Genomic DNA, 23000 nt, shown 5'->3' with positions numbered 1-23000 from the left:
AATTATGTTACAACCGAAAAAGACAAAATTCAGAAGACAACAAAAAGGCCGTCAAAAAGGTAATGCCCAAAGAGGAAACCAACTGGCTTTCGGTTCTTTTGGTATTAAGGCCTTGGAGACGAAGTGGATTACAGGCCGTCAGATTGAAGCTGCGCGTATTGCAGTAACAAGATATATGCAACGTCAAGGACAGATTTGGATTCGTATTTTCCCGGATAAGCCTATTACAAGAAAGCCTGCTGACGTACGTATGGGTAAAGGTAAAGGTAGCCCCGAGGGATTCGTTGCTCCTGTTACACCGGGTAGAATTATTATCGAAGCTGAAGGAGTATCTTATGAAATCGCAAAAGAAGCTTTGCGCTTAGCTGCACAGAAGCTTCCTATCACAACCAAGTTTGTGGTAAGACGTGATTATGATATCCAAAATCAAAATGCGTAAGAAGTATGAAAATTGCAGAAATTAAAGAAATGACTACCAATGACTTGGTAGAAAGAGTAGAAGCAGAAGTGGCTAACTATAGCCAAATGGTTTTAAATCATTCTATTTCTCCTTTGGATAATCCTGCTCAGATCAAACAATTACGCAGGACTATTGCGCGTATGAAAACTGAATTACGCCAGAGAGAACTTAACAATAAATGATGAGCTTGATGGAAGCAAGAAATTTAAGAAAAGAAAGAACAGGGGTTGTGCTGAGCGATAAGATGGATAAGACCATTACTGTTGCAGCTAAGTTTAAGGAAAAACACCCCATATATGGTAAGTTCGTTAGTAAGACGAAGAAGTACCATGCTCATGATGAAAAGAATGAGTGCAATATCGGCGATACTGTACGCATCATGGAAACTCGTCCTTTGAGCAAGACTAAGAGATGGAGATTGGTTGAAATAATTGAAAGAGCTAAGTAATTATGATACAAGTAGAATCCAGACTTACAGTATGTGACAACAGTGGAGCAAAAGAGGCTCTCTGTATCCGCGTTTTGGGCGGTACAGGTCGTCGCTATGCTTCAGTAGGGGACGTGATTGTTGTTTCTGTAAAAAGCGTTATCCCTTCAAGTGATATTAAAAAAGGTGCAGTGTCTAAAGCTTTGATCGTACGTACTAAGAAAGAAATCCGTCGTGCTGATGGTTCTTACATACGTTTTGATGATAATGCTTGCGTGTTGCTGAACAATGCAGGTGAAATTAGAGGTAGTCGTATTTTCGGTCCGGTAGCTCGTGAACTTCGTGCTGCTAACATGAAAGTTGTGTCACTCGCTCCTGAAGTACTTTAATTTTGTAAAAGATTTAAGTAATGAGTAAATTACATATTAAAAAAGGCGATACAGTTTACGTAAATTCTGGTGAAGACAAAGGTAAGACTGGTCGTGTATTGAAGGTTCTTGTTGATAAAAAACGTGCAATCGTTGAGGGTATCAACATGGTGTCTAAGAGCACAAAACCGAATGCAAAGAACCCGCAAGGTGGTATCGTGAAGCAAGAAGCTTCTATCCACATTTCAAACTTGAACCCGGTTGATCCAAAGACTGGCAAAGCAACGCGTGTTGGTAGAAAATTAAGTGCTGACGGCACTTTAGTGCGTTATTCTAAAAAATCAGGAGAGGAGATTAAGTAATGAGTAATACTGCTAGCCTTAAGAAAGAATATGCAGAGCGTATTGCGCCTGCATTGAAATCACAGTTCCAGTATTCTTCTTCAATGCAGGTACCCGTACTTAAGAAGATTGTTATCAATCAGGGTTTGGGTATGGCCGTTGCTGATAAGAAGATTATCGAAGTGGCAATTAATGAAATGACTGCTATTACAGGTCAGAAGGCCGTTGCAACCATTTCTCGTAAAGATATCGCTAACTTTAAGTTGCGTAAGAAAATGCCGATTGGTGTTATGGTAACTTTACGTCGCGAGAGAATGTACGAATTCCTTGAAAAATTGGTTCGTGTAGCTCTGCCGCGTATCCGTGACTTCAAGGGTATTGAAAGTAAGTTCGATGGAAAGGGTAACTATACCCTTGGTATTCAGGAACAAATTATTTTCCCTGAAATTAATATCGATAGTATTACCAGAATTCTCGGAATGAATATTACCTTTGTAACCTCTGCGCAAACAGATGAAGAAGGTTATGCCTTGTTGAAAGAATTCGGTTTACCGTTTAAGAACGCTAAAAAAGATTGATAATATGGCAAAGGAATCAATGAAAGCACGTGAAGTAAAGCGTGCCAAATTAGTAGCCAAATATGCCGAGAAGAGAGCTGCATTGAAGCAAATCGTTAGAACAGGTGATCCTGCGGAAGCTTTTGAAGCTGCACAGAAATTGCAGGACCTGCCCAAGAATTCTAATCCGATTCGTATGCACAACCGTTGCAAATTGACAGGTCGTCCTAAAGGATATATCCGTCAGTTCGGAATCTCCAGAATTCAGTTCCGTGAGATGGCATCCAATGGTCTTATTCCAGGTGTAAAGAAAGCAAGCTGGTAATTTTTGTTTTTTAAATATTGTCAGGGCAGTCCTGATTAATTTAATTTATTTTTATATGACTGATCCAATAGCAGATTATTTGACGAGGTTGCGGAACGCTATTCAAGCAAAGCACAGAGTTGTTGAAGTTCCCGCTTCAAATTTGAAAAAAGAAATCACTAAGATTCTTTTTGAAAAAGGCTACATTCTTAATTACAAGTTTGTAGAAGATGGTCCTCAAGGTACTATAAAGGTTGCCTTGAAGTATGATCCGGTTAACAAAGTTAACGCTATCAAGAAGCTGGAAAGAATTTCTTCTCCGGGTTTGCGTCAATATACCGGTTACAAAGAGATGCCGCGAGTTATTAATGGTTTGGGTATTGCTATAATATCTACTTCCAAAGGTGTAATGACCAACAAAGAAGCCGCTGAACTGAAGATTGGCGGTGAAGTTTTGTGTTATGTATATTAATAGGAGGAATCAGCAATGTCAAGAATAGGAAAATTACCCATTAGTATTCCCGCTGGAGTAACAGTTACTCTGAAGGATGATGTGGTTACCGTAAAGGGACCCAAAGGCGAAATGAGCCAATATGTAAATCCTGCTATCAATGTTGCCATCGAAGAAGGCCATGTCGTTTTGACAGAGAATGAAAATGCAATGCTGGATAATCCGAAGCAGAAGCATGCATTCCACGGTCTGTACCGTTCATTGGTTCACAACATGGTTGTTGGTGTATCTGAAGGATATAAGAAAGAGTTGGAACTTGTCGGTGTAGGTTACCGTGCTTCTAATCAAGGCAATATTATTGAATTGAACTTAGGTTATACGCACAGTATCTTTATACAGTTGCCTGCTGAGATCAAAGTAGAAACTAAGTCTGAGAGAAACAAGAATCCTCTTATCCTTTTGGAATCTTGCGACAAACAATTGCTTGGTCAAGTTTGCTCTAAAATACGTTCTTTCCGTAAGCCTGAACCGTATAAAGGTAAAGGTATTAAGTTTGTTGGCGAAGAAATTCGTAGAAAGTCTGGTAAATCAGCCGGTGCTAAATAATCATTTAAATTGATAGTATTATGACAACAAAAATAGAAAGACGTATTAAGATTAAATATAGAGTACGCAATAAGATTTCAGGTACAACTGAATGTCCGCGTATGAGTGTGTTTAGAAGCAATAAGCAAATCTACGTTCAGATTATCGACGATTTGTCCGGTAAGACTCTGGCTGCTGCATCTTCTTTGGGTATGACTGAAAAGATGCCTAAGAAGGAACAGGCTGCCAAAGTAGGTGAACTGATTGCAAAGAAGGCTCAGGAAGCAGGTATAACTACTGTTGTTTTCGACCGTAATGGTTACTTGTATCATGGGAGAGTAAAAGAAGTGGCTGATGCTGCTCGTAACGGTGGACTTAAATTTTAATCATTATGGCAGGACTTAATAATAGAGTTAAGATTACAAACGATATAGAACTGAAAGACAGATTGGTTGCTATTAATCGTGTAACCAAAGTAACCAAAGGTGGTAGAACTTTTAGTTTTTCTGCTATTGTGGTAGTAGGAAATGAAGAAGGTATCATCGGTTGGGGTCTTGGCAAAGCAGGCGAAGTAACCGCTGCTATTGCTAAGGGTGTTGAATCAGCAAAAAAGAACCTGACTAAAGTACCTGTACTGAAAGGTACGGTTCCTCACGAACAGTCTGCTAAGTTTGGCGGTGCTGAGGTATTCATTAAACCGGCTTCTCACGGTACTGGTGTAGTGGCAGGTGGTGCAATGCGTGCAGTGCTTGAAAGTGTTGGTGTAACGGATGTTTTGGCTAAGTCAAAAGGTTCTTCCAACCCACATAACTTGGTGAAAGCTACTATCTTGGCATTAAGTGAAATGCGTGATGCCCGTATGGTTGCTCAGAACAGAGGAGTTAGTATGGAAAAAGTATTTAGAGGATAAGGAGGAAGAATATGTCGACTATAAAGATTAAACAAGTTAAAAGTAGAATTGGTGCTCCTGCTGATCAGAAGAGAACTCTCGATGCACTGGGACTTCATAAGTTGAATCGTGTGGTTGAACACGAATGCACTCCTTCAATTCTTGGAATGGTGGATAAGGTTAAACACTTGGTTACCATTGTTAAGTAATTATTTGTTGAATATAAAACGAATTACAATATGAACTTAAGTAATTTAAAACCTGCAGAGGGATCTACTAAAACAAGAAAAAGAATCGGACGCGGTCCAGGTTCTGGTTTGGGAGGTACTTCTACCAGAGGTCATAAAGGAGCTAAATCAAGATCTGGATACTCTAAGAAAATCGGTTTTGAAGGTGGTCAGATGCCTCTTCAACGTCGTGTTCCTAAGTTTGGCTTTAAAAATATCAACCGTGTAGAGTATAAGGCTATCAACTTGGATACAATTCAGAAATTGGCCGAAGCTAAAAATCTGCAGACTGTAGGTATCAATGACTTCATCGCTGCCGGTTTCATTTCTTCAAGCCAGTTGGTAAAAGTATTAGGTAACGGAACTTTGACTGCTAAGTTGGATGTACAAGCACACGCATTCTCTAAGACTGCGGTTGCTGCCATCGAAGCTGCTGGTGGACAAGTAGTAAAACTCTAATTCGATGAGAAAAGCTATTGAAACATTAAAGAATATATGGAAAATTGAGGATCTGAGACAACGGATCCTCATTACCATATTGTTTGTGGCAATTTACCGTTTCGGTTCGTATGTTGTATTGCCGGGTATTAATCCGTCAATGTTGACACAGTTGCATCAACAAACAAGCGAGGGTCTTTTAGCCTTGTTAAACATGTTTTCTGGAGGAGCGTTCTCTAATGCGTCTATCTTTGCATTAGGTATCATGCCTTATATCTCCGCTTCCATTGTGATTCAGTTGCTGGGTATTGCGGTACCGTATTTCCAGAAATTGCAACGTGAAGGTGAGAGTGGTAGAAGAAAAATGAATCAGTACACCCGTTATCTGACGATTATCATTTTGCTGGTTCAGGCTCCTTCTTATTTGCTCAATCTTAAAATGCAGGCTGGTCCTTCCTTAAATGCTTCATTAGATTGGACTCTATTTATGCTTACTTCTACCATTATATTGGCGGCTGGAAGTATGTTTATTTTGTGGCTTGGTGAGAGAATTACAGACAAAGGAATAGGTAATGGTATCTCCTTGATTATTATGGTGGGTATTATTGCACGTTTACCGCAGTCTTTATTTCAGGAATTGATTTCCCGTATGACCGATAAGACCGGTGGTTTGGTTATGTTCCTGATTGAACTTGTAGTCCTGTTGCTTGTCATTGCATTTGCCATTCTTCTGGTGCAAGGTACAAGAAAGATTCCTGTACAATACGCAAAGAAGATTGTTGGTAACAAGCAATACGGTGGTGCAAGACAATACATTCCTTTGAAAGTAAATGCAGCAAACGTGATGCCTATTATTTTTGCTCAGGCAATCATGTTCATTCCTATTACTCTCGTTGGATTTTCAAATGTAAATAATGCGAGCGGTTTCATACATGCATTAACTGATCATACAAGCTTTTGGTATAATTTGATTTTTGCGGTATTGATTATACTGTTTACGTATTTCTATACTGCGATTACCATTAACCCGACTCAGATGGCTGAGGATATGAAGAGAAACAACGGTTTCATTCCGGGCATCAAACCGGGAAAGCAAACAGCAGAGTACATTGACGTGATTATGTCACGTATCACTTTGCCGGGTTCTTTCTTCTTGGCTTTGGTTGCCATTATGCCTGCATTTGCCGGTATCTTCGGTGTGAAAGCCGAGTTTGCTCAATTCTTCGGTGGTACGTCTTTGTTAATTCTTGTAGGTGTGGTTCTTGATACTCTCCAGCAGGTTGAAAGTCATTTGTTGATGAGACACTATGACGGTTTGCTGAAATCTGGACGTATTAAAGGCCGTAGCGGTACAGTGGCTGCGTATTAATCTTATTTGAAGAATGATATTTCTTAAAACTGAAGATGAGATAGAACTGCTCCGTGCGAGTAATTTGCTTGTAGGAAAAACGTTGGCTGAGATAGCTAAGGTTATAAAGCCCGGAGTTACTACAAAGGAGTTGGATAGAGTAGCGGAAGAGTTCATTAGAGATAATGGGGCTGTTCCTACTTTCAAGGGATTTCCGAACCAATATGGCGATCCGTTTCCGGCTTCGATTTGTACTTCTGTAAACGAGCAGGTGGTACATGGTATTCCGAGTGATAATGTAGTACTGAAAGAGGGTGATGTAGTTTCTGTTGATTGCGGTACTTATATGAATGGCTTTTGTGGCGACTCGGCCTATACGTTTTGTGTAGGTGAGGTTGACGAAGAAGTTCGCAAATTACTGAAGGTTACTAAGGAAGCATTATATATAGGAATACAGAATGCTGTTCAAGGCAAGCGGTTGGGTGATATAGGATATGCTATACAACAACATTGCGAGTCCAATTCTTATGGTGTGGTGCGCGAGTTTGTCGGTCATGGTATCGGTAAGGACATGCACGAAGATCCCCAGGTGCCCAACTACGGTAAGCGCGGTTACGGTACAATGTTGAAAAAGGGGTTGTGCATCGCAATCGAGCCGATGATAACTTTAGGTAACCGGCAGATAGTAATGGAACGTGATGGCTGGACGGTGAGAACCAGAGATTGCAAGTACGCCGCTCATTTTGAGCATACCATAGCAGTGAGAAGCGGTGAAGCCGATATTCTGTCATCGTTCAAATTCATTGAAGAAGTATTAGGAGATAAAGCAATTTAAGAAGTTAATATGGCAAAGCAATCTGCAATAGAACAAGATGGAGTTATAGTTGAAGCATTGTCTAATGCAATGTTTCGTGTTGAATTAGAAAACGGACATGAGATTACTGCCCATATTTCCGGTAAGATGCGGATGCACTACATCAAGATCCTGCCGGGTGATAAGGTAAGAGTCGAAATGTCTCCTTACGATTTATCGAAAGGAAGAATTGTATTTAGATATAAATAAAATTAAGATATGAAAGTAAGAGCATCCTTAAAGAAACGTACGCCAGAGTGTAAGATCGTTAGACGTAATGGCCGTTTGTATGTTATTAACAAGAAAAATCCTAAGTATAAACAACGTCAAGGATAATATTATTATTTTTGCAAAAAAAATAATTTAGTATATGGCTATAAGAATAGTTGGTGTCGATTTGCCTCAAAACAAGAGAGGTGAAGTTGCGTTGACCTATGTATATGGAATAGGTCGTAGTAGTTCAGCAAAGATTTTGGACAAAGCAGGTGTTGACAGAGACCTGAAAGTAAAAGACTGGACGGATGATCAGGCTGCCAAGATTCGTGAGATCATTGGTGCAGAGTATAAAGTAGAAGGTGATCTTCGCTCTGAAGTTCAATTGAACATCAAACGTTTAATGGATATCGGTTGCTACCGTGGTGTACGTCACCGTATCGGTCTCCCTGTAAGAGGCCAGAGTACGAAGAACAACGCCCGTACTCGTAAGGGAAGAAAGAAAACCGTTGCTAATAAGAAAAAAGCTACTAAATAATAATTGTTGATATGGCAAAAAAAACAGTTGCAGCAAAAAAGAGAAATGTAAAGGTAGATGCTAATGGACAGTTGCATGTTCATTCATCTTTCAACAACATTATTGTTTCTCTGGCTAATAGTGAAGGTCAGATTATTTCTTGGTCTTCTGCCGGAAAGATGGGATTCAGAGGTTCTAAGAAGAACACTCCTTATGCAGCACAAATGGCTGCTCAAGATTGTGCTAAAGTAGCATACGATCTTGGCTTGAGAAAGGTAAAGGCATATGTGAAGGGTCCAGGTAACGGACGTGAGTCTGCTATTAGAACTATCCACGGTGCAGGTATCGAAGTTACTGAAATCATTGATGTAACTCCGCTTCCACATAATGGTTGTCGTCCTCCGAAAAGACGTAGAGTTTAAGATTTACCTTTAATAAAAAATGAAACTTGATATTGTTATTGGATTGTAATTTCTTCTCTACAATCGCGGCTGCAACAAATTAAGTTCATGAATAACAATTAAATATTTAAAAGAAATGGCTAGATATACTGGACCAAAATCAAGAATAGCCCGTAAATTCGGTGAAGGTATCTTTGGAGCAGATAAAGTATTGTCAAAGAAGAACTATCCTCCCGGACAGCACGGTAATTCAAGAAAGAGAAAAACTTCTGAATATGGTGTTCAACTTCGTGAGAAACAGAAAGCCAAATACACCTATGGAGTTTTGGAAAAACAATTCCGCAACTTGTTTGAGAAGGCAGCTACCGCTAAAGGTATTACCGGTGAGGTGCTCCTTCAATTGTTGGAAGGTCGTCTTGACAATGTAGTATTCCGTTTGGGTATTGCTCCGACTCGTGCCGCTGCCCGTCAGTTGGTGAGCCACAAGCACATTACTGTAGATGGCGAAGTGGTAAACATTCCTTCATATGCAGTAAAACCGGGTCAGGTTATTGGCGTTCGTGAAAGATCCAAATCTTTGGAAGTTATCGCCAACTCATTGGCCGGCTTTAATCACAGCAAATATCCTTGGTTGGAATGGGATGACAATGCTAAAGTAGGTAAGCTGTTGCACGTACCTGAAAGAGCAGACATTCCTGAAAACATTAAAGAGCATTTGATTGTAGAATTGTATTCTAAATAATAATTAATTTCATGGCGATATTAGCATTTCAAAAACCTGATAAAGTATTAATGTTGGAAGCGGACTCTAAATTCGGAAAGTTCGAATTTCGTCCGTTGGAGCCCGGTTTCGGTATTACCGTGGGTAATGCACTGCGCCGCATCCTGCTTTCTTCATTGGAAGGTTTTGCTATCACTACTATCAAGATAGAAGGTGTTGAGCACGAGTTTTCCAGTGTTCCGGGAGTAAAAGAGGATGTTACTAACATTATCTTGAATCTGAAACAAGTGAGATTCAAGCAAGTAGTTGAAGAATTCGAGAGCGAAAAGGTAAGTATTACAATCGAGAATTCAAGTGAATTTAAAGCAGGTGACATAGGTAAGTATTTGACTGGATTTGAAGTGTTAAATCCTGAATTAGTTATTTGTCATTTAGATTCAAAATCAACTATGCAGATAGATATTACGATCAACAAGGGCCGTGGTTATGTTCCTGCTGACGAAAACCGCGAATATTGCACCGATGTGAACGTAATTCCTATCGATTCTATTTATACTCCGATACGTAATGTTAAGTATCAGGTAGAGAACTTCCGTGTTGAGCAGAAGACCGACTACGAAAAGCTGGTGCTTGAGATTACTACGGATGGTTCCATTCACCCGAAAGAAGCTCTGAAAGAGGCAGCAAAGATTCTGATTTATCACTTCATGCTCTTCTCCGATGAGAAGATTACGCTGGAAAGCAACGATGCTGACGGCAATGAAGAGTTTGATGAGGAAGTATTGCACATGCGTCAGTTGCTGAAGACCAAGCTTGTCGATATGGATCTCTCGGTTCGCGCCCTCAACTGTTTGAAGGCTGCCGATGTAGAGACTTTGGGCGACTTGGTACAGTTCAACAAGACCGATTTGCTGAAGTTCAGAAATTTCGGAAAGAAATCGCTTACCGAGCTTGATGATTTGCTGGAAAGTCTGAATCTGTCGTTTGGAACTGATATTTCTAAATATAAATTAGATAAAGAATAAAAAATGAGACATAATAAGAAATTCAACCATTTGGGTCGTACTGCCTCTCATAGAAACGCTATGTTGGCTAATATGGCGTGTTCTTTGATAAAGCACAAAAGAATCACTACGACCGTTGCAAAGGCTAAAGCTCTGAAGAAGTTCGTTGAGCCTTTGATTACAAAAGCCAAGGACGATACGACAAACTCTCGTCGTGTTGTATTTAGCAATTTGCAAGACAAGTATGCTGTAACTGAACTGTTCAAGGAAATCTCTGTGAAGATTGCTGACCGTCCGGGTGGTTACACTCGTATCATCAAGACTGGTAACCGTTTGGGTGACAACGCAGAAATGTGCTTCATTGAACTCGTTGACTACAACGAAAACATGGCTAAGGAAAAAGTGGCTAAGAAAGCTACCCGTACCCGTCGTTCAAAGAAGAGCGCTGCTGCCGAAGCTGCTCCCGCTGCTGAAACTGCACCGGTTGCCGAAGCTCCTGCTGCTGAAGAAGCAAAAGCAGAATAATTCAACTATTCTTTTTATATATAGAAAGCCGTCCCAGCGATTGGGGCGGCTTTTTTGTTTACGCTTTTATCATTTTTACGGTAAGCACTAACAGAAGTACCTGCTTCAAAGGTTATGGTTGTGGTGTAATTTTGCCACTGCAATATTACAACAGCTATAACCTTTCTATTTATGACGAAGCAAGATTTTTTAGAGATTCAATCAGACGTATTTGGGCAATCCTCTTTTTACATGAACAAACCTTAAAAGATGTGTGTATAAAACAAACCTGTGAAATAAACCGTTATATTTGCACACAGTTATGGGCAGATATTTGAAAATCATAGGACTCCTGGTGCTTGCGTTGGCTTTGTGGCAGACGTCGGGCGCTGTATTTACTTCCGATGGCGGGGTGAGTACAGGAGATTCTACGGATATTCAGGCGGTGACTGCCGCTCATTCTCAGGATGGCACATGCTTTACTTCACCTCAGTTGCCCTATCTGCCGGTAGCGGAGCTGGCGAGTAACAGCGGTCATCTGCACTCGCTTGCCATGTCCCGCATTCAGCGTTCCTATACCGCCGAATACATCTTTTCACTAAAGGACTGGGTGGATAAGCTTGCCCGGCGCGAAGCGGTTCTGTCTTTGCATAAAGAGAAGCTTTATGATTCCACCGCTTACTATGGTTGCAAGCCTGTGTGTGAATACTATATTTTCACACTGAGGCGGATTCTGATTTAATGTCTTATTGTATTTAGGTCTTTTTTCTGTGTATGGGCATCGGATAAATGTCCGTATAGAGAAGAGATTGTACTCCCTTATTCTCTATTACAATAATTCATTAATTTATAAAACTGTTTATAATATGGCAACTAAAACTATCGACGCAACTCTTTTTGCGTCTTCACATCCCGATATTGCAAAACGTACAAGTGTTTCCGGACTGCTCATCTCATTGGCGATGATGGTGGCGGGTCTTCTTATCTTTGTTTCTATTTTTGAAATGCACGATAAATCTTCCACCATAAGCATGGCGCTGATGGTAGTGGGCACGGCATTGATTCTGCTGGGGGTATTCCGTTTGTTCTGGAAGTCGAAGGAAATGGTGTACCTGCCTACAGGAAGCGTGACGAAGGAGCGCAGCATGTTTTTCGATTTGAAGCATATAGGTGAGCTGACCGAAATGATTGAGCGCGGCAATCCGGACTGCGAGGCGGGTATAAAGAGCGAATCGAGCGGTAATGTACGTATGGACATTATGATTTCGCAGGACAATAAATTTGCCGCATTGCAACTGTTTCAGTTTGTGCCTTACACCTATACTCCGGTGACTTCCGTACGTTACTTCACGGGTAGCGAGGCAGCGGCGGTCTCGGCTTTCCTGTCTAAGTGCAGGACAGTGTAAGTTTGTGCAGATAAAAGCGAGCGCTTTAGCTTATCGGTATAAAACGGGGATTAGTCGGTGACGGCAATCCCCATTTTTTTCATTAGGAAGCAGGCGTTCATGTTCTGCGCCACGCCCGGACGGAGACGGTAGGAGAAGGTCAGCTCATTGTCGGTGATATCCGCCTCGAAGCGGAAGTTGCGGATATTCTCCGGGAAAAGGTCGATGAGCGTACCCAGCAGCAGGTCGTGGGTGGCGATGATGCCGTCTGCCTCTAAAGCCATGAACTGCTTGATAAGTGCGAATGAACCTTTCTGCTTATCCATCGAGTTTGTTCCTTTGAGTATTTCGTCCAGAATGATAAACAGCTCTTCGCCCGCTTGCAGTTTGTCGATAATGAGTTTCAGGCGCTTGAGTTCGGCAAAGAAGTAAGACTCGTTGTCGGTCAGGGAGTCGCTGGTGCGCAGGCTGGTGACAAGGCGCGCGGGATACACTTCCATTTCCTCCGCACACACAGGCATGCCGGTACAGGCGAGCAGATAATTGACGCCTATCGTACGCAGGTACGTGCTTTTTCCTGCCATGTTGGCGCCGGTGATGATGATGAAGAAAGGGCGTTTCTCCATGTCGATGTCGTTGCGCACACAACGGTCGCGATGCATCAGGGGATGTCCCAAAGCCTTTGCACGGAGTATGAAACGGGCATTGCTGCCGGTATTTGCCGCACCGGCTTTCCTTGCATCGGAAGAGATGCCGGCTTTGGCGGCAGCCATATCAGCCTTGTCAAGCAGAGTAGGATAAGCATATGCAGGATGATTATAGGCAAAGGTTGCCAGTGAGTTAAGAGCATCCATCTGCCCGAGGGCGTCGAGCCACTGAGGCAGTTCGCCGGCATATTGCTCTTTCCATGCCTCGATGCGCATAATCTGCCGCAGTTCCCAGAAGAACAGTCCGTTGAGGATGACGTACATGAACATATTGTTGCGTTGGTCCAACTCGTTCATCAGCTTGCTCAAACGGCTGATGGAGAGGGATGCTTTCCGCTGTTCGCCGCCGATTTCCTCTTTAATGCTTTTCAGCAGGCGGCATTGCATGGGGCGGGCTTCCATAAGCCTGAGCAGCCCGGCATACGTTCCGAGAATCTGCAGTTTCTTGCCGTACACGGCTTGTATCTTGGTAATCTTTCCGGTAAAGGCAAACCCGGCAACGACAAAGAGGGTCCAGATTACTCCCCACATACTTGCCGGCAGGTAACCGGCAACGACCAAAAGCAAACATGCACCGTTGATACCCGTAACGGTTGCCGGCAGCACACGCAAGAGTCTGCTCTTGCGAAATATCCCGGGACTTGCCGCCCATGCTTTCAACTCGGTTTCATCGGCTGTCTTGCCTTTATGCAGCAGGCCGAGGATACGGAACCGCTGGCGGAATTCCAGTTCGGGAGCAAGTTCGCGTACGGCAGCCTGGCGCTCCAGTATATCCTCCTTCTTTGTAAGATGCTGCCCCAGCCAGTCGGCCAGCAGGCGTCTCCCCGGTTCGGTACAGGTACGGTTGATGTATTGGAACAGCGAATGCGTGCCGAATACGTCCAGGTCGTAAGCATACAGATGTGCAGGGTCTGCAAATTCCTCGCCGCCGTCGAAGCAGGATGTGTCATAGTCCAGCGCAGCCAGCTCCTGCCGGTTGACCTCTGCCTTCTTTTCCAGATAATCTTTGCGGTGAAACAGGCGGTTGTGGTATTTTATCAGGAGAATGAACGGCAGCAGGGTGACAAGTGCAATGCCCGTCAGCACTGCCCAACTTTCTGTCCAGAAATAGATAATCCCCGCAATTCCTGCCACGAACAGCAGCAGCCGCAGTGTGCTGATGCGATAAATCTGTTGCTGTACTTTATTCAATTCGCATCGGGCTTCATCCTCAATACGCTGGTAGACCGATTTTATATTTTCAATGCTTTCCATTTTGTTTCCATGCTTTAGAGAACGACAAAGATAACGAAATATATGTTTTTTCCCCTAAGGATATGCGGAATATCGGCTGGCGGTATTCGAAGTACCGCGGGTTGGTACGAGGCCTACCACGGTTTGGTAGGAGAGCTACCACTGCTTGGTACGGGAGCTACCAACGGTTGGTACGGCGTATACCAGCAGGAGGTACATTGTTGGTACTTGCATCTTGCTTGTAATCAGCAGCGTATCTTGCTTGTTGCGGCAAGGTGGCTTCGGGCTTCCGTACCATAGGTTTCCGTTCGCGGCGATGGCGGCATGCAAGGCCGATGATAGGTATATGCAAATGATTTTGCGGGAAATATGATGTTTTTTCTCTTCTATATTTGCTGAATATCAATAAAAAATGTACCTTTCGCCTGAGTATGCAAAGTTTCAAAAAGAAAGGATAGCGATATGAAAAGAGGTTGGGTGTTAGGGCTATTGGCATTATTGGTCTTGCCATGTTCGGCACAGCAGATAATGTATTCCAATTTGAAAGAGTTGGTGGAAGGGCGTGGAGATACGGTCACCATACTGAAAGTGGAGAAGCGTTCCAAGAATCAGATTTATCTGATGGGGGGAGCGGATTACCGTATAGAAGCGAAGGACAATTCCGGTCTTTGCAGATATTTGAAGTCTCGCTGTTATGCGGTGCGGATGGATACGTCGCTATATGTAAATTGTAAGAAAATGCGTTATAAACGCTACCGCTTTGGCGGCTGGTATGCACCTGCCATGTGGGTGAAAGGCAGGATTTATTTCTGTGCGCAACCTGTGGGGCAGGCTGCCGCAAGTACGGCAACTCCGCCCGATGCAACCAAGCTGGGCGGTGAAGTGGGAGATGCCATCAATGCCTCGGGGCTGGTCTTTGCGCGCGTGTATTATGAGTTGAATCCGGAAACGGGACGCTCGGAGTTTGTGGGCAGGGAGAAGATGCTGGAACTGCTGGCGGATTATCCGGAGCTGAAAGAGGCTTTTGAGAAAGAAACGAACGAATCGGCAGAGGTTGTCGGAAAATACCTGCGTCAGTTGGCGGGTAAGCCGGGTGTTGAATAGAGTAGGGCAAATGTGGAGTAGCTATCGGTTGGGTGGATTTGCATAAAGAGTGTCTGCTTGTGTTGCGGATAATTATTTTATTTATATATTTGCGGTTATTATATTTATTATAAATGTAAAAAAGAATGCCTATGGTATAAAGACAAATTAGGAAATAGACATATATAAGAGAGCGTTAGCTTTTATTCCTGTACTTCAGAATCTGGAAAATTCAAATACACTGAGAATATAAAGTTGTAACGCCCGCGTCTCTCTACGACGTGGGCTTAACTTTATTCAGTGTATAGGTATTCCAGAACCTTGAAGTACAATAAAGTTTGGTTCCACGTCGCTTTTGTATCCCTGTCTCAAAAGAGATTGAAAAACACATTGTTATACTTTGGAACCGGGTATATCTTAAATAAACATTTATAGATATGAAAATGAGATTATTTTGGTTACCCTGTTTGATGTTCTTGTTCGGGACGTTTTGTGCAAGTTGCGGAAGCGATGATAATGAACCTACTGATGAGCCGGGAGCTGGGGGAACGGAAGTGAAAGGGGACTATACGGCAACAACGGCAGTGAAGACGGCGGTGTTGAAATACAACTTAAAATGGAGCAGTGCCGAAATACCTGTTTACTATGAAGATTTTAATCGAAAGTATGGACTGTATCTCTCGCGTGGGTGTCTTGGTGTACTTTCTTTTATACGTCAAAGTGGGGTATGGAATAGTACGTTTTCTTCTTATAATGCCTTTGAGGTGCAATCCTATAATGGTTTATATGTAATGATAGAAGATGTAGGGAAAGTAAATAGCTTACCGGAAGTAATAAAAAAGTTGATTCTACCAGATGACAATAGATATTATGTCAAAGATTTTCCGGTGGCTCAGCCTAATCATGGTTATGCTGTAGCTTTCAAGACAGAGAATGATGAAGTGAAGTATCTTCGTATTCTGATTACAGATTATACTTTGGATCATAACGGCACTGTAGCTGCCCTCACCGTTCAATATCAACTTTATTAAAATGGTCTGTTTGTATTTCTCTGAGCTATATTAAGTTACTTTTCTTATTATGCAAAAAAAGTGGATTCATTGCCTTTGTTTATTTTTGAATAGCAGATGAGTGGACCAGACAGTATTTCAAGTAATACGATAAGGAGTCTCTATTGACTAAATGATAAAATTCCCGGTATTCTATTGCGAATATCGGGAATTATTTTTATATTGCGGCAGATACGAGCCAGTGTATTCTGACAATTTGTAACTATTCACCTTATATACTATGGAGATAACTTTAAGCAAAACACTGCCCCCTTATCCCACCTTCGTAGAAGGTATCCGGCGGGCGCCCGACCGCGGCTACACTCTTGACGCGGCACAAACCGCTACGGCATTGAAGAATGCCCTGCGCTACATCCCTACAGAACTGCACGAAACACTCGCTCCGGAGTTTATGGAAGAACTCCGTACGCGCGGACGCATTTACGGCTACCGCTACCGTCCGCAAGGCGACCTCAAGGCAAAGCCCATCGACGAATACAAAGGACGCTGCATCGAGGGCAAGGCCTTTCAGGTGATGATAGACAATAATCTTTGTTTCGACATAGCCCTTTACCCTTACGAACTTGTCACTTACGGCGAGACGGGGCAGGTGTGCCAGAACTGGATGCAGTATCGCCTGATAAAACAATACCTCGAAGTCCTTACCGATGACCAGACGCTCGTTATCGAAAGCGGGCATCCGCTGGGACTCTTCAAGTCGAAACCCGAAGCGCCGCGCGTCATTATTACGAATGCAATGATGGTAGGGCTGTATGATAATCAGCAGGACTGGCATACAGCCATGCAGATGGGTGTAGCCAATTACGGTCAGATGACTGCCGGCGGGTGGATGTATATCGGGCCGCAGGGCATTGTGCACGGCACTTTCAACACCTTTTTGAATGCCGGACGGCTGAAGCTCGGCATCCCTCAGGACGGTGACCTGCGCGGACGGCTTTTCGTCTCTTCCGGCCTGGGCGGTATGAGCGGCGCCCAGCCCAAAGCTGCCGAGATGTCCGGTGCGGCGGCTGTCATAGCCGAAGTGGATGCCTCGCGTATCGAAACCCGCCACCGTCAAGGCTGGGTGGGACACGTAACGGATTCGCTGCCGCAAGCCTTTGCGCTGGCTAAAGAGGCCATGGACAGTCACACTCCGATTTCCATCGCCTATCACGGCAATGTGGTAGACCTTTTGGAATATGCCGTAAAGGAACAGATACATATAGACCTGCTTTCCGACCAGACATCCTGCCATGCGGCATACGACGGCGGCTACTGCCCCGTGGGACTGACTTTCGAGGAGCGTACCCGGATGCTGCATGAGAATCCTGCCGAATTCCGCCGTAAGGTGGATGCCACGTTGAAGCGCCACTTCCTTGCCATAAAAGAGCTTGTCGGCCGGGGCACGTACTTCTTCGATTACGGCAACTCTTTCATGAAAGCCGTTTATGATGCCGGCGTTCCCGAAATAGCGCGCAACGGCAGCGACAAGAACGGTTTCATCTTCCCCAGCTACGTGGAAGACATTATGGGGCCGGAACTCTTCGATTACGGCTACGGGCCTTTCCGTTGGGTATGTCTTAGCGGCAAGCATGAGGACCTGGTAAAGACCGACCGTGCCGCCATGGAGTGCATCGACCCTACCCGCCGCGGACAGGATTTGGATAATTATAACTGGATACGCGATGCCGAGAAGAACAACCTGGTGGTAGGCACGCAGGCGCGCATCCTTTATCAGGATGCCGAGGGACGCATGAAGATTGCCTTGCGCTTCAACGAAATGGTGCGCCGCGGCGAAGTAGGTCCCATTATGCTGGGACGCGACCATCACGATGTCAGCGGTACGGACTCTCCTTTCCGCGAGACATCCAACATCAAGGACGGCAGCAACGTAATGGCGGACATGGCGGTGCAATGCTTTGCCGGTAACTGCGCGCGGGGCATGAGCCTTGTGGCGTTGCACAACGGTGGCGGAGTAGGTATCGGCAAGGCCGTTAACGGCGGCTTCGGCATGGTGTGCGACGGTTCCGAACGGGTGGACGAAATCTTGCGCTCTGCCATGCTTTGGGATGTGATGGGCGGTGTGGCACGCCGTTCGTGGGCACGAAATGCACATGCCATGGAAACCAGCGAAGAGTTTAACCGCACCCATGCGGAAGGCTATCACATCACGATGCCTTACGTGGCGGATGAAGAACTGATTGATAAATATATAAAATAATAGTAACAGGCTTATTTATAGAGGAGATAAGGATATAAGAGTATTCTTTTTTCAGACAGACGAACCAAAGAACATAAAGGATATTCAGAATATAAGAGAACCAAAGAACAAATGCGCAAAAAGATATAAGGTTAAGAGGATAAACTCAACTGTGATGTCCGGCAGGTATCCGCCTGCATAGTTTATGTCCTTTGGTTCTTCTGTCTGAAAAAATAATAGGTCTGTCCGGAGATAATATCAAAGAAAAATACCGTCTCCTCTGTAGTGAGCTCCAAAAACATAACCGTTATGAACCGAATCGTAGAATGTGTCCCCAATTTCAGCGAGGGACGTGACTTGCAGAAAATAGACTGTATTGTAGCCCCTTTCCGTGGCAAGCAAGGTGTGAAGTTGCTGGATTACAGTAACGATGAAGACCACAACCGGCTGGTGGTTACCGTAGTGGGCGAGCCCGAACCGCTCCGCGATGCCGTGCTCGAAGCCATCGGCGTGGCCGTACAGCTCATCGACCTGAACAAACACCAGGGGCAGCATCCCCGTATGGGCGCTGTGGACGTTGTTCCTTTTATCCCAATCAAGAATGTGACCATGGAAGAGGCCATTGCGCTCTCTAAGGAAGTGGGTGCGGAAGTGGCAAAACGTTATAACCTGCCTGTATTCCTCTACGAGAAATCCGCTTCGGCACCTCACCGCGAGAACCTTGCGGCTGTCCGTAAAGGAGAGTTCGAGGGCATGGCGGAGAAGATAAAGCTTCCCGAATGGCAACCCGATTTCGGTCCCGCCGAACGTCATCCTACCGCAGGTACGGTGGCAGTAGGAGCACGCATGCCGTTGGTAGCCTATAACATCAACCTCAATACGCCGAGTCTGGAGATTGCGCACGACATTGCCAAAAAGATACGTTTTATCGGCGGCGGGCTGCGCTACTGCAAGGCTATGGGCGTGGAACTGAAAGACCGGGGGATTACCCAAGTATCCATCAACATGACCGACTATACCCGCACGGCGCTTTACCGTGCCTTCGAACTGGTACGTATCGAAGCGCGCCGCTACGGTGTCAGCATCGTGGGCAGTGAGATTATAGGCCTCGTACCTATGGAAGCGCTGATTGATACAGCTTCCTATTACCTCGGACTGGAGAACTTCTCGATGCAGCAGGTGCTGGAAGCCCGGATAATGGAATAAGTGCAGGAATACGCAGACTGCGCGAGTAACCGGAAGAAAATGAAACAGAAACAGCTATGACAGAAAATCTGATAATCTTCAATGCCCGTGTCGTAACTCCCGTCGGCTTTTCCGCCCGCCGCGGCAGGGAAATGGAAGAACTTTGCATTATCGATGACGCTACGGTGGAAGTTACCGGAGGCGTCATCACCTACGTAGGCCCTAACCGTGGCGAGGAGCGCGACGGCTATTATCAGCGCTACTGGCATTACAACGCCCGCGGCAAGTGCCTTTTGCCCGGCTTTGTCGATTCGCATACGCACTTCGTGTTTGGCGGGGAACGTGCCGAGGAATTCTCCTGGCGGCTGAAAGGCGAGAGCTATATGTCCATTATGGAGCGTGGCGGCGGCATTGTCAGTACGGTGAAAGCTACGCGTGAGTGCAACTTTATCCAACTGCGCGCCAAGGCAGAGGGCTTCTTGAAGCAAATGAGCACTATGGGAGTTACCACCGTCGAGGGCAAGAGCGGCTACGGGCTGGACAAGGAAACCGAGTTGCTGCAACTCCGCGTGATGCGCAGTCTGAACAATGACGAGCACAAGCGTGTGGATATCGTTCCTACGTTTCTGGGCGCGCATGCAGTGCCTCAGGAATACAATGGACGCACGGACGATTACGTGGATTTCATTATCCGTGAAGTCATGCCCGCCGTTGTTCAAAACCGGCTGGCAGAGTTTTGCGATGTCTTTTGCGAGCAAGGCGTGTTCTCTATCGGACAGTCCCGCCGCTTGCTGACCGCCGCCCGTGAAATGGGACTGGCACTGAAACTCCACGCCGATGAAATCGTACCGCTGGGCGGTGCGGGGCTGGCTGCGGAACTCTCCGCCGTCTCCGCCGACCACTTGCTGCATGCTTCCGATGCCGACATCCGTGCCATGGCGGATAAAGGCGTGGTTGCCACATTGCTCCCTCTTACCGCCTTTGCCCTGAAAGAGCCGTATGCCCGCGGGCGCGAGATGATTGATGCGGGCTGTGCCGTAGCATTGGCCACCGACCTCAACCCCGGCAGTTGTTTCTCCGGTTCTATCCCGCTGACCTTTGCGCTGGCATGTATCTATATGAAGATGAGTATCGAAGAAGCCATAACCGCCCTCACACTGAACGGAGCCGCCGCCTTGAACCGGGCCGACAGCATCGGCAGTATCGAGGTGGGAAAGAAAGGAGACTTTGTGGTGCTGAACACGGACAATTACCATTTCCTGCCCTATTACGTGGGGATGAACTGTGTACACACCACGGTGAAGGAAGGTGTGCTTTATCCGGTGCTTTGAAACAGAAAACTAATACTTTATACTTTATATTTAATACTTAAATCCCATGTTAGTCGATTTAACAGTCAAAGAGTTTTTGAATAAAGTGGCGGGCAGCGATCCCGTCCCCGGCGGCGGAAGCATCGCCGCATTGAATGGAGCCGTCGCTTCGGCTTTGGCGGCAATGGTTGCCAACCTCACTATCGGCAAGAAAGGCTATGAGGAGCATGAAGAACTGATGAAACATATCTCCGAAGTGGCTTTGCAAGTGAAAGATACCTTCATCGGCGACATAGACCGCGACTCCGAGGCCTACGACAGCGTATTTGCCTGCTTCAAGATGCCGAAGGCCACCGATGAGGAAAAGGCTGCCCGCAGCGCAGCCATTCAGGAAGCTACGAAGTTTGCCGCACTTGTGCCTATGCAGGTGGCGCGCAATGCCTTCGAACTGATGACCGTCATTATGGACGTAGCCCGCCTGGGCAACCGCAATGCCGTAACCGATGCCTGCGTGGCAATGATGTCGGCCCGCTCTGCCGTGTTGGGAGCCTTGATGAATGTGCGCATTAACCTCGGTTCGCTGAAAGATAAGGAGTTCGTTGCCAAACTGCAAGCCGAAGCCGATGAACTGGAACGCCTTGCCTGCGCCAAAGAAAAAGAATTGTTGGACGAAATCAATGAGGAGCTCAAAGTATGAAGAATGTCTATTATGTCGGTTCGGGCGAGCTGACTTTCGAACTTATCGAACGCATCATTAACGAGAACCTGAAACTTGAGCTGGCTCCCGAAGCTAAGGAACGCATACAGAAATGCCGCGACTATCTGGATAAGAAAACCGTTGAATCGGCAGAGCCTTTGTATGGAATAACTACCGGGTTCGGCTCGTTGTGTAGTAAGAATATATCGCAAGACGAAGTGGGCATCTTGCAGGAGAACCTTATCAAGAGCCATGCTTGCAGCGTGGGCGAGGAGATACGTCCGGTCATCATCAAGCTGATGATGCTACTCAAGGCACATGCGCTTTCTTTGGGGCATAGCGGTGTGCAGGTGATTACCGTACAGCGCATCCTCGACTTTTTCAATAACGATGTGATGCCTATCGTCTACGACCGCGGTTCGCTCGGAGCATCGGGCGACCTTGCGCCGCTTGCCAATCTTTTCCTGCCGCTTATCGGTGTGGGCGATGTATATTATAAAGGTAAGAAGCGCGAGGCAATCAGCGTACTCGACGAGTTCGGCTGGGAGCCCGTCAAGCTGATGAGCAAGGAAGGACTTGCTTTGTTGAACGGTACGCAGTTTATGAGCGCCAACGGTGTCTTTGCCATCCTCAAAGCCTTCCGCCTCTCCAAGAAAGCCGATTTGATAGCAGCCCTTTCGTTGGAAGCCTTTGACGGCCGTATCGACCCCTTCATGGATTGTATCCAGCAAATCCGTCCCCACAAAGGACAAATCGAGACAGGCGAGAACGTCCGCAAGCTGTTGGAAGGCAGCGAACTCATCGCCCGTCCCGGCAAGCATGTGCAGGATCCGTACTCTTTCCGTTGTGTTCCGCAGGTGCACGGCGCCACGAAAGATGCCATCAGGTATGTGTCTTCGGTACTGCTGACCGAAATCAATTCCGTAACGGACAATCCTACTATCTTCCCCGATGAAGACCGCATCATTTCGGGTGGAAACTTTCACGGGCAGCCGTTGGCTATTTCGTACGACTTTCTGGGCATCGCCCTTGCCGAGTTGGGTAATATCTCCGAGCGCCGCATTGCCCAGCTCATCATGGGGTTGCGCGGACTGCCGGAGTTCCTGGTTGCCAATCCCGGTCTGAATTCGGGTTTCATGATTCCCCAATATGCCGCCGCTTCCATGGTGAGCCAGAACAAGATGTACTGTTATGCCGCCAGCAGCGATTCCATCGTATCCAGCAACGGACAGGAAGACCATGTGAGTATGGGCGCCAATGCCGCAACAAAACTGTTCCGCATCATGGACAATCTGGAACATATCCTTGCCATTGAATTGATGAATGCCGCGCAAGGTATCGACTTCCGCCGTCCGCAAAAGACTTCGCCCATTCTGGAACGTTTCCTGTGCGAATACCGCAAGGAAGTTCCCTTTGTGAAGGACGATATTGTAATGTACAAGGAAATTCATAAGACAGTGGCATTCCTCAGCCGCACCAAATTTGATTATTAGGATATTTCTCCTTGTATATCTGTTATATCCCTAATTTTTATTAACCGTTT

The 23000-nt window shown here is 45.5% G+C and carries 33 protein-coding genes; 31 read left to right on the top strand and 2 right to left on the bottom strand.

Annotated elements, in window-relative coordinates:
* Positions 1 to 4: 4 nt before the first annotated feature.
* The 24 genes from rplP (at position 5) to NQ565_RS01690 (ending at position 12014) form a co-directional block, all read left to right on the top strand.
* The gene (gene rplP, locus NQ565_RS01805; protein ID WP_005656538.1) at positions 5 to 439 is read left to right on the top strand and encodes a 50S ribosomal protein L16; all 435 of its coding nucleotides are present in this window, start codon (positions 5 to 7) and stop codon (positions 437 to 439) included.
* A gap of 5 nt (positions 440 to 444) precedes the next feature.
* The gene (rpmC, locus tag NQ565_RS01800) at positions 445 to 642 is read left to right on the top strand and encodes a 50S ribosomal protein L29 (protein WP_005656537.1); all 198 of its coding nucleotides are present in this window, start codon (positions 445 to 447) and stop codon (positions 640 to 642) included.
* A complete protein-coding gene (gene rpsQ, locus NQ565_RS01795) occupies positions 639 to 908 on the top strand; it encodes a 30S ribosomal protein S17 (protein ID WP_005656533.1) in 270 nt (89 codons plus the stop codon). The genes rpmC and rpsQ overlap by 4 nt, the downstream gene beginning before the upstream one ends.
* Positions 909 to 910: 2 nt before the next feature.
* A complete protein-coding gene (rplN, locus tag NQ565_RS01790) occupies positions 911 to 1276 on the top strand; it encodes a 50S ribosomal protein L14 (RefSeq protein ID WP_005656528.1) in 366 nt (121 codons plus the stop codon).
* Positions 1277 to 1296: 20 nt separating this feature from the next.
* The gene (gene rplX / locus NQ565_RS01785) at positions 1297 to 1617 is read left to right on the top strand and encodes a 50S ribosomal protein L24 (RefSeq protein WP_005656526.1); all 321 of its coding nucleotides are present in this window, start codon (positions 1297 to 1299) and stop codon (positions 1615 to 1617) included.
* Positions 1617 to 2174, top strand: coding sequence for a 50S ribosomal protein L5 (rplE, locus tag NQ565_RS01780; protein WP_004294559.1), 558 nt, complete (start codon positions 1617 to 1619; stop codon positions 2172 to 2174). The genes rplX and rplE overlap by 1 nt, the downstream gene beginning before the upstream one ends.
* Positions 2175 to 2178: 4 nt before the next feature.
* Positions 2179 to 2478 carry a 30S ribosomal protein S14 gene (gene rpsN / locus NQ565_RS01775; RefSeq protein ID WP_005656523.1) on the top strand — a complete coding sequence of 100 codons (300 nt, stop codon included), beginning with the start codon at positions 2179 to 2181 and terminating at the stop codon, positions 2476 to 2478.
* 55 nt (positions 2479 to 2533) lie between these two features.
* Entirely contained in the window at positions 2534 to 2929 is a 396-nt protein-coding gene (gene rpsH / locus NQ565_RS01770; protein WP_005656522.1) for a 30S ribosomal protein S8, read from the top strand.
* Positions 2930 to 2944: 15 nt separating this feature from the next.
* Entirely contained in the window at positions 2945 to 3514 is a 570-nt protein-coding gene (rplF, locus tag NQ565_RS01765; protein WP_005656520.1) for a 50S ribosomal protein L6, read from the top strand.
* Between the two features lie 20 nt (positions 3515 to 3534).
* A complete protein-coding gene (rplR, locus tag NQ565_RS01760) occupies positions 3535 to 3879 on the top strand; it encodes a 50S ribosomal protein L18 (RefSeq protein WP_005656518.1) in 345 nt (114 codons plus the stop codon).
* 5 nt (positions 3880 to 3884) lie between these two features.
* Entirely contained in the window at positions 3885 to 4403 is a 519-nt protein-coding gene (gene rpsE, locus NQ565_RS01755; RefSeq protein WP_005656517.1) for a 30S ribosomal protein S5, read from the top strand.
* Positions 4404 to 4414: 11 nt separating this feature from the next.
* Complete coding sequence (rpmD, locus tag NQ565_RS01750) at positions 4415 to 4591, top strand: 50S ribosomal protein L30 (RefSeq protein WP_004291222.1); 177 nt, start codon at positions 4415 to 4417, stop codon at positions 4589 to 4591.
* A 30-nt stretch (positions 4592 to 4621) separates the two neighbouring features.
* Entirely contained in the window at positions 4622 to 5068 is a 447-nt protein-coding gene (gene rplO, locus NQ565_RS01745) for a 50S ribosomal protein L15 (RefSeq protein ID WP_004291221.1), read from the top strand.
* Positions 5069 to 5072: 4 nt separating this feature from the next.
* Positions 5073 to 6416 (top strand): preprotein translocase subunit SecY, encoded by a 1344-nt coding sequence (gene secY / locus NQ565_RS01740; protein WP_005656513.1) that lies wholly within the window; start codon positions 5073 to 5075, stop codon positions 6414 to 6416.
* A gap of 13 nt (positions 6417 to 6429) precedes the next feature.
* Positions 6430 to 7230 (top strand): type I methionyl aminopeptidase, encoded by an 801-nt coding sequence (map, locus tag NQ565_RS01735; protein WP_005656511.1) that lies wholly within the window; start codon positions 6430 to 6432, stop codon positions 7228 to 7230.
* A 9-nt stretch (positions 7231 to 7239) separates the two neighbouring features.
* The gene (gene infA / locus NQ565_RS01730) at positions 7240 to 7458 is read left to right on the top strand and encodes a translation initiation factor IF-1 (RefSeq protein ID WP_002558052.1); all 219 of its coding nucleotides are present in this window, start codon (positions 7240 to 7242) and stop codon (positions 7456 to 7458) included.
* Positions 7459 to 7467: 9 nt separating this feature from the next.
* Complete coding sequence (gene ykgO, locus NQ565_RS01725; RefSeq protein WP_002558051.1) at positions 7468 to 7584, top strand: type B 50S ribosomal protein L36; 117 nt, start codon at positions 7468 to 7470, stop codon at positions 7582 to 7584.
* A 34-nt stretch (positions 7585 to 7618) separates the two neighbouring features.
* Positions 7619 to 7999: a 30S ribosomal protein S13 gene (gene rpsM, locus NQ565_RS01720; RefSeq protein ID WP_004291218.1), complete on the top strand. Its 381-nt coding sequence runs from the start codon at positions 7619 to 7621 to the stop codon at positions 7997 to 7999.
* A gap of 11 nt (positions 8000 to 8010) precedes the next feature.
* Entirely contained in the window at positions 8011 to 8400 is a 390-nt protein-coding gene (gene rpsK / locus NQ565_RS01715; protein ID WP_005656474.1) for a 30S ribosomal protein S11, read from the top strand.
* A 115-nt stretch (positions 8401 to 8515) separates the two neighbouring features.
* Positions 8516 to 9121 carry a 30S ribosomal protein S4 gene (gene rpsD, locus NQ565_RS01710; RefSeq protein WP_005656470.1) on the top strand — a complete coding sequence of 202 codons (606 nt, stop codon included), beginning with the start codon at positions 8516 to 8518 and terminating at the stop codon, positions 9119 to 9121.
* An 11-nt stretch (positions 9122 to 9132) separates the two neighbouring features.
* The gene (locus NQ565_RS01705; RefSeq protein WP_005656468.1) at positions 9133 to 10125 is read left to right on the top strand and encodes a DNA-directed RNA polymerase subunit alpha; all 993 of its coding nucleotides are present in this window, start codon (positions 9133 to 9135) and stop codon (positions 10123 to 10125) included.
* 3 nt (positions 10126 to 10128) lie between these two features.
* The gene (rplQ, locus tag NQ565_RS01700; protein ID WP_005656466.1) at positions 10129 to 10629 is read left to right on the top strand and encodes a 50S ribosomal protein L17; all 501 of its coding nucleotides are present in this window, start codon (positions 10129 to 10131) and stop codon (positions 10627 to 10629) included.
* Positions 10630 to 10930: 301 nt separating this feature from the next.
* A complete protein-coding gene (locus NQ565_RS01695; RefSeq protein WP_005656463.1) occupies positions 10931 to 11350 on the top strand; it encodes a hypothetical protein in 420 nt (139 codons plus the stop codon).
* A gap of 124 nt (positions 11351 to 11474) precedes the next feature.
* A complete protein-coding gene (locus NQ565_RS01690; RefSeq protein ID WP_005656461.1) occupies positions 11475 to 12014 on the top strand; it encodes a hypothetical protein in 540 nt (179 codons plus the stop codon).
* Between the two features lie 50 nt (positions 12015 to 12064).
* Here the strand turns inward: NQ565_RS01690 and NQ565_RS01685 are convergent, their stop codons facing one another.
* Positions 12065 to 13954: a MutS family DNA mismatch repair protein gene (locus tag NQ565_RS01685; RefSeq protein ID WP_005656458.1), complete on the bottom strand. Its 1890-nt coding sequence runs from the start codon at positions 13952 to 13954 to the stop codon at positions 12065 to 12067.
* A 157-nt stretch (positions 13955 to 14111) separates the two neighbouring features.
* Entirely contained in the window at positions 14112 to 14285 is a 174-nt protein-coding gene (locus tag NQ565_RS01680; protein ID WP_153881333.1) for a hypothetical protein, read from the bottom strand.
* A 110-nt stretch (positions 14286 to 14395) separates the two neighbouring features.
* Here NQ565_RS01680 and NQ565_RS01675 point away from each other — a divergent pair, with 110 nt between their 5' ends.
* From NQ565_RS01675 to hutH, 7 genes are all read left to right on the top strand, one after another.
* A complete protein-coding gene (locus tag NQ565_RS01675) occupies positions 14396 to 15037 on the top strand; it encodes a DUF6563 family protein (RefSeq protein WP_005656456.1) in 642 nt (213 codons plus the stop codon).
* Between the two features lie 416 nt (positions 15038 to 15453).
* Entirely contained in the window at positions 15454 to 16047 is a 594-nt protein-coding gene (locus NQ565_RS01670) for a hypothetical protein (protein ID WP_040316098.1), read from the top strand.
* 259 nt (positions 16048 to 16306) lie between these two features.
* Positions 16307 to 18286 (top strand): urocanate hydratase, encoded by a 1980-nt coding sequence (locus NQ565_RS01665; protein ID WP_005656450.1) that lies wholly within the window; start codon positions 16307 to 16309, stop codon positions 18284 to 18286.
* Positions 18287 to 18574: 288 nt separating this feature from the next.
* On the top strand, positions 18575 to 19471 hold the full coding sequence (gene ftcD / locus NQ565_RS01660) for a glutamate formimidoyltransferase (protein WP_005656448.1): 897 nt from the start codon (positions 18575 to 18577) through the stop codon (positions 19469 to 19471).
* Positions 19472 to 19527: 56 nt separating this feature from the next.
* Complete coding sequence (gene hutI, locus NQ565_RS01655) at positions 19528 to 20781, top strand: imidazolonepropionase (RefSeq protein ID WP_005656444.1); 1254 nt, start codon at positions 19528 to 19530, stop codon at positions 20779 to 20781.
* Positions 20782 to 20827: 46 nt separating this feature from the next.
* Positions 20828 to 21457 (top strand): cyclodeaminase/cyclohydrolase family protein, encoded by a 630-nt coding sequence (locus NQ565_RS01650; RefSeq protein ID WP_005656442.1) that lies wholly within the window; start codon positions 20828 to 20830, stop codon positions 21455 to 21457.
* Positions 21454 to 22950 (top strand): histidine ammonia-lyase, encoded by a 1497-nt coding sequence (gene hutH, locus NQ565_RS01645; protein ID WP_005656440.1) that lies wholly within the window; start codon positions 21454 to 21456, stop codon positions 22948 to 22950. Before NQ565_RS01650 ends, hutH begins: the two co-directional genes overlap by 4 nt.
* The last annotated feature ends 50 nt before the right edge of the window (positions 22951 to 23000 follow it).

It is taken from the genome of Bacteroides stercoris ATCC 43183, assembly GCF_025147325.1.
Classification (GTDB): domain Bacteria; phylum Bacteroidota; class Bacteroidia; order Bacteroidales; family Bacteroidaceae; genus Bacteroides; species Bacteroides stercoris.
Note: the sequence above shows the minus strand (reverse complement) of the source record. Positions and strands in the feature narration are given on the sequence as shown.

Bases quoted from the DNA above. Each gene is read 5' to 3' on its own strand.
- rplP (WP_005656538.1), top strand. From the start codon at position 5: ATGTTACAACCGAAAAAGACAAAATTCAGAAGACAACAAAAAGGCCGT.
- rpmC (WP_005656537.1), top strand. From the start codon at position 445: ATGAAAATTGCAGAAATTAAAGAAATGACTACCAATGACTTGGTAGAA.
- rpsQ (WP_005656533.1), top strand. From the start codon at position 639: ATGATGAGCTTGATGGAAGCAAGAAATTTAAGAAAAGAAAGAACAGGG.
- rplN (WP_005656528.1), top strand. From the start codon at position 911: ATGATACAAGTAGAATCCAGACTTACAGTATGTGACAACAGTGGAGCA.
- rplX (WP_005656526.1), top strand. From the start codon at position 1,297: ATGAGTAAATTACATATTAAAAAAGGCGATACAGTTTACGTAAATTCT.
- rplE (WP_004294559.1), top strand. From the start codon at position 1,617: ATGAGTAATACTGCTAGCCTTAAGAAAGAATATGCAGAGCGTATTGCG.
- rpsN (WP_005656523.1), top strand. From the start codon at position 2,179: ATGGCAAAGGAATCAATGAAAGCACGTGAAGTAAAGCGTGCCAAATTA.
- rpsH (WP_005656522.1), top strand. From the start codon at position 2,534: ATGACTGATCCAATAGCAGATTATTTGACGAGGTTGCGGAACGCTATT.
- rplF (WP_005656520.1), top strand. From the start codon at position 2,945: ATGTCAAGAATAGGAAAATTACCCATTAGTATTCCCGCTGGAGTAACA.
- rplR (WP_005656518.1), top strand. From the start codon at position 3,535: ATGACAACAAAAATAGAAAGACGTATTAAGATTAAATATAGAGTACGC.
- rpsE (WP_005656517.1), top strand. From the start codon at position 3,885: ATGGCAGGACTTAATAATAGAGTTAAGATTACAAACGATATAGAACTG.
- rpmD (WP_004291222.1), top strand. From the start codon at position 4,415: ATGTCGACTATAAAGATTAAACAAGTTAAAAGTAGAATTGGTGCTCCT.
- rplO (WP_004291221.1), top strand. From the start codon at position 4,622: ATGAACTTAAGTAATTTAAAACCTGCAGAGGGATCTACTAAAACAAGA.
- secY (WP_005656513.1), top strand. From the start codon at position 5,073: ATGAGAAAAGCTATTGAAACATTAAAGAATATATGGAAAATTGAGGAT.
- map (WP_005656511.1), top strand. From the start codon at position 6,430: ATGATATTTCTTAAAACTGAAGATGAGATAGAACTGCTCCGTGCGAGT.
- infA (WP_002558052.1), top strand. From the start codon at position 7,240: ATGGCAAAGCAATCTGCAATAGAACAAGATGGAGTTATAGTTGAAGCA.
- ykgO (WP_002558051.1), top strand. From the start codon at position 7,468: ATGAAAGTAAGAGCATCCTTAAAGAAACGTACGCCAGAGTGTAAGATC.
- rpsM (WP_004291218.1), top strand. From the start codon at position 7,619: ATGGCTATAAGAATAGTTGGTGTCGATTTGCCTCAAAACAAGAGAGGT.
- rpsK (WP_005656474.1), top strand. From the start codon at position 8,011: ATGGCAAAAAAAACAGTTGCAGCAAAAAAGAGAAATGTAAAGGTAGAT.
- rpsD (WP_005656470.1), top strand. From the start codon at position 8,516: ATGGCTAGATATACTGGACCAAAATCAAGAATAGCCCGTAAATTCGGT.
- NQ565_RS01705 (WP_005656468.1), top strand. From the start codon at position 9,133: ATGGCGATATTAGCATTTCAAAAACCTGATAAAGTATTAATGTTGGAA.
- rplQ (WP_005656466.1), top strand. From the start codon at position 10,129: ATGAGACATAATAAGAAATTCAACCATTTGGGTCGTACTGCCTCTCAT.
- NQ565_RS01695 (WP_005656463.1), top strand. From the start codon at position 10,931: ATGGGCAGATATTTGAAAATCATAGGACTCCTGGTGCTTGCGTTGGCT.
- NQ565_RS01690 (WP_005656461.1), top strand. From the start codon at position 11,475: ATGGCAACTAAAACTATCGACGCAACTCTTTTTGCGTCTTCACATCCC.
- NQ565_RS01685 (WP_005656458.1), bottom strand. From the start codon at position 13,954: ATGGAAAGCATTGAAAATATAAAATCGGTCTACCAGCGTATTGAGGAT.
- NQ565_RS01675 (WP_005656456.1), top strand. From the start codon at position 14,396: ATGAAAAGAGGTTGGGTGTTAGGGCTATTGGCATTATTGGTCTTGCCA.
- NQ565_RS01670 (WP_040316098.1), top strand. From the start codon at position 15,454: ATGAAAATGAGATTATTTTGGTTACCCTGTTTGATGTTCTTGTTCGGG.
- NQ565_RS01665 (WP_005656450.1), top strand. From the start codon at position 16,307: ATGGAGATAACTTTAAGCAAAACACTGCCCCCTTATCCCACCTTCGTA.
- ftcD (WP_005656448.1), top strand. From the start codon at position 18,575: ATGAACCGAATCGTAGAATGTGTCCCCAATTTCAGCGAGGGACGTGAC.
- hutI (WP_005656444.1), top strand. From the start codon at position 19,528: ATGACAGAAAATCTGATAATCTTCAATGCCCGTGTCGTAACTCCCGTC.
- NQ565_RS01650 (WP_005656442.1), top strand. From the start codon at position 20,828: ATGTTAGTCGATTTAACAGTCAAAGAGTTTTTGAATAAAGTGGCGGGC.
- hutH (WP_005656440.1), top strand. From the start codon at position 21,454: ATGAAGAATGTCTATTATGTCGGTTCGGGCGAGCTGACTTTCGAACTT.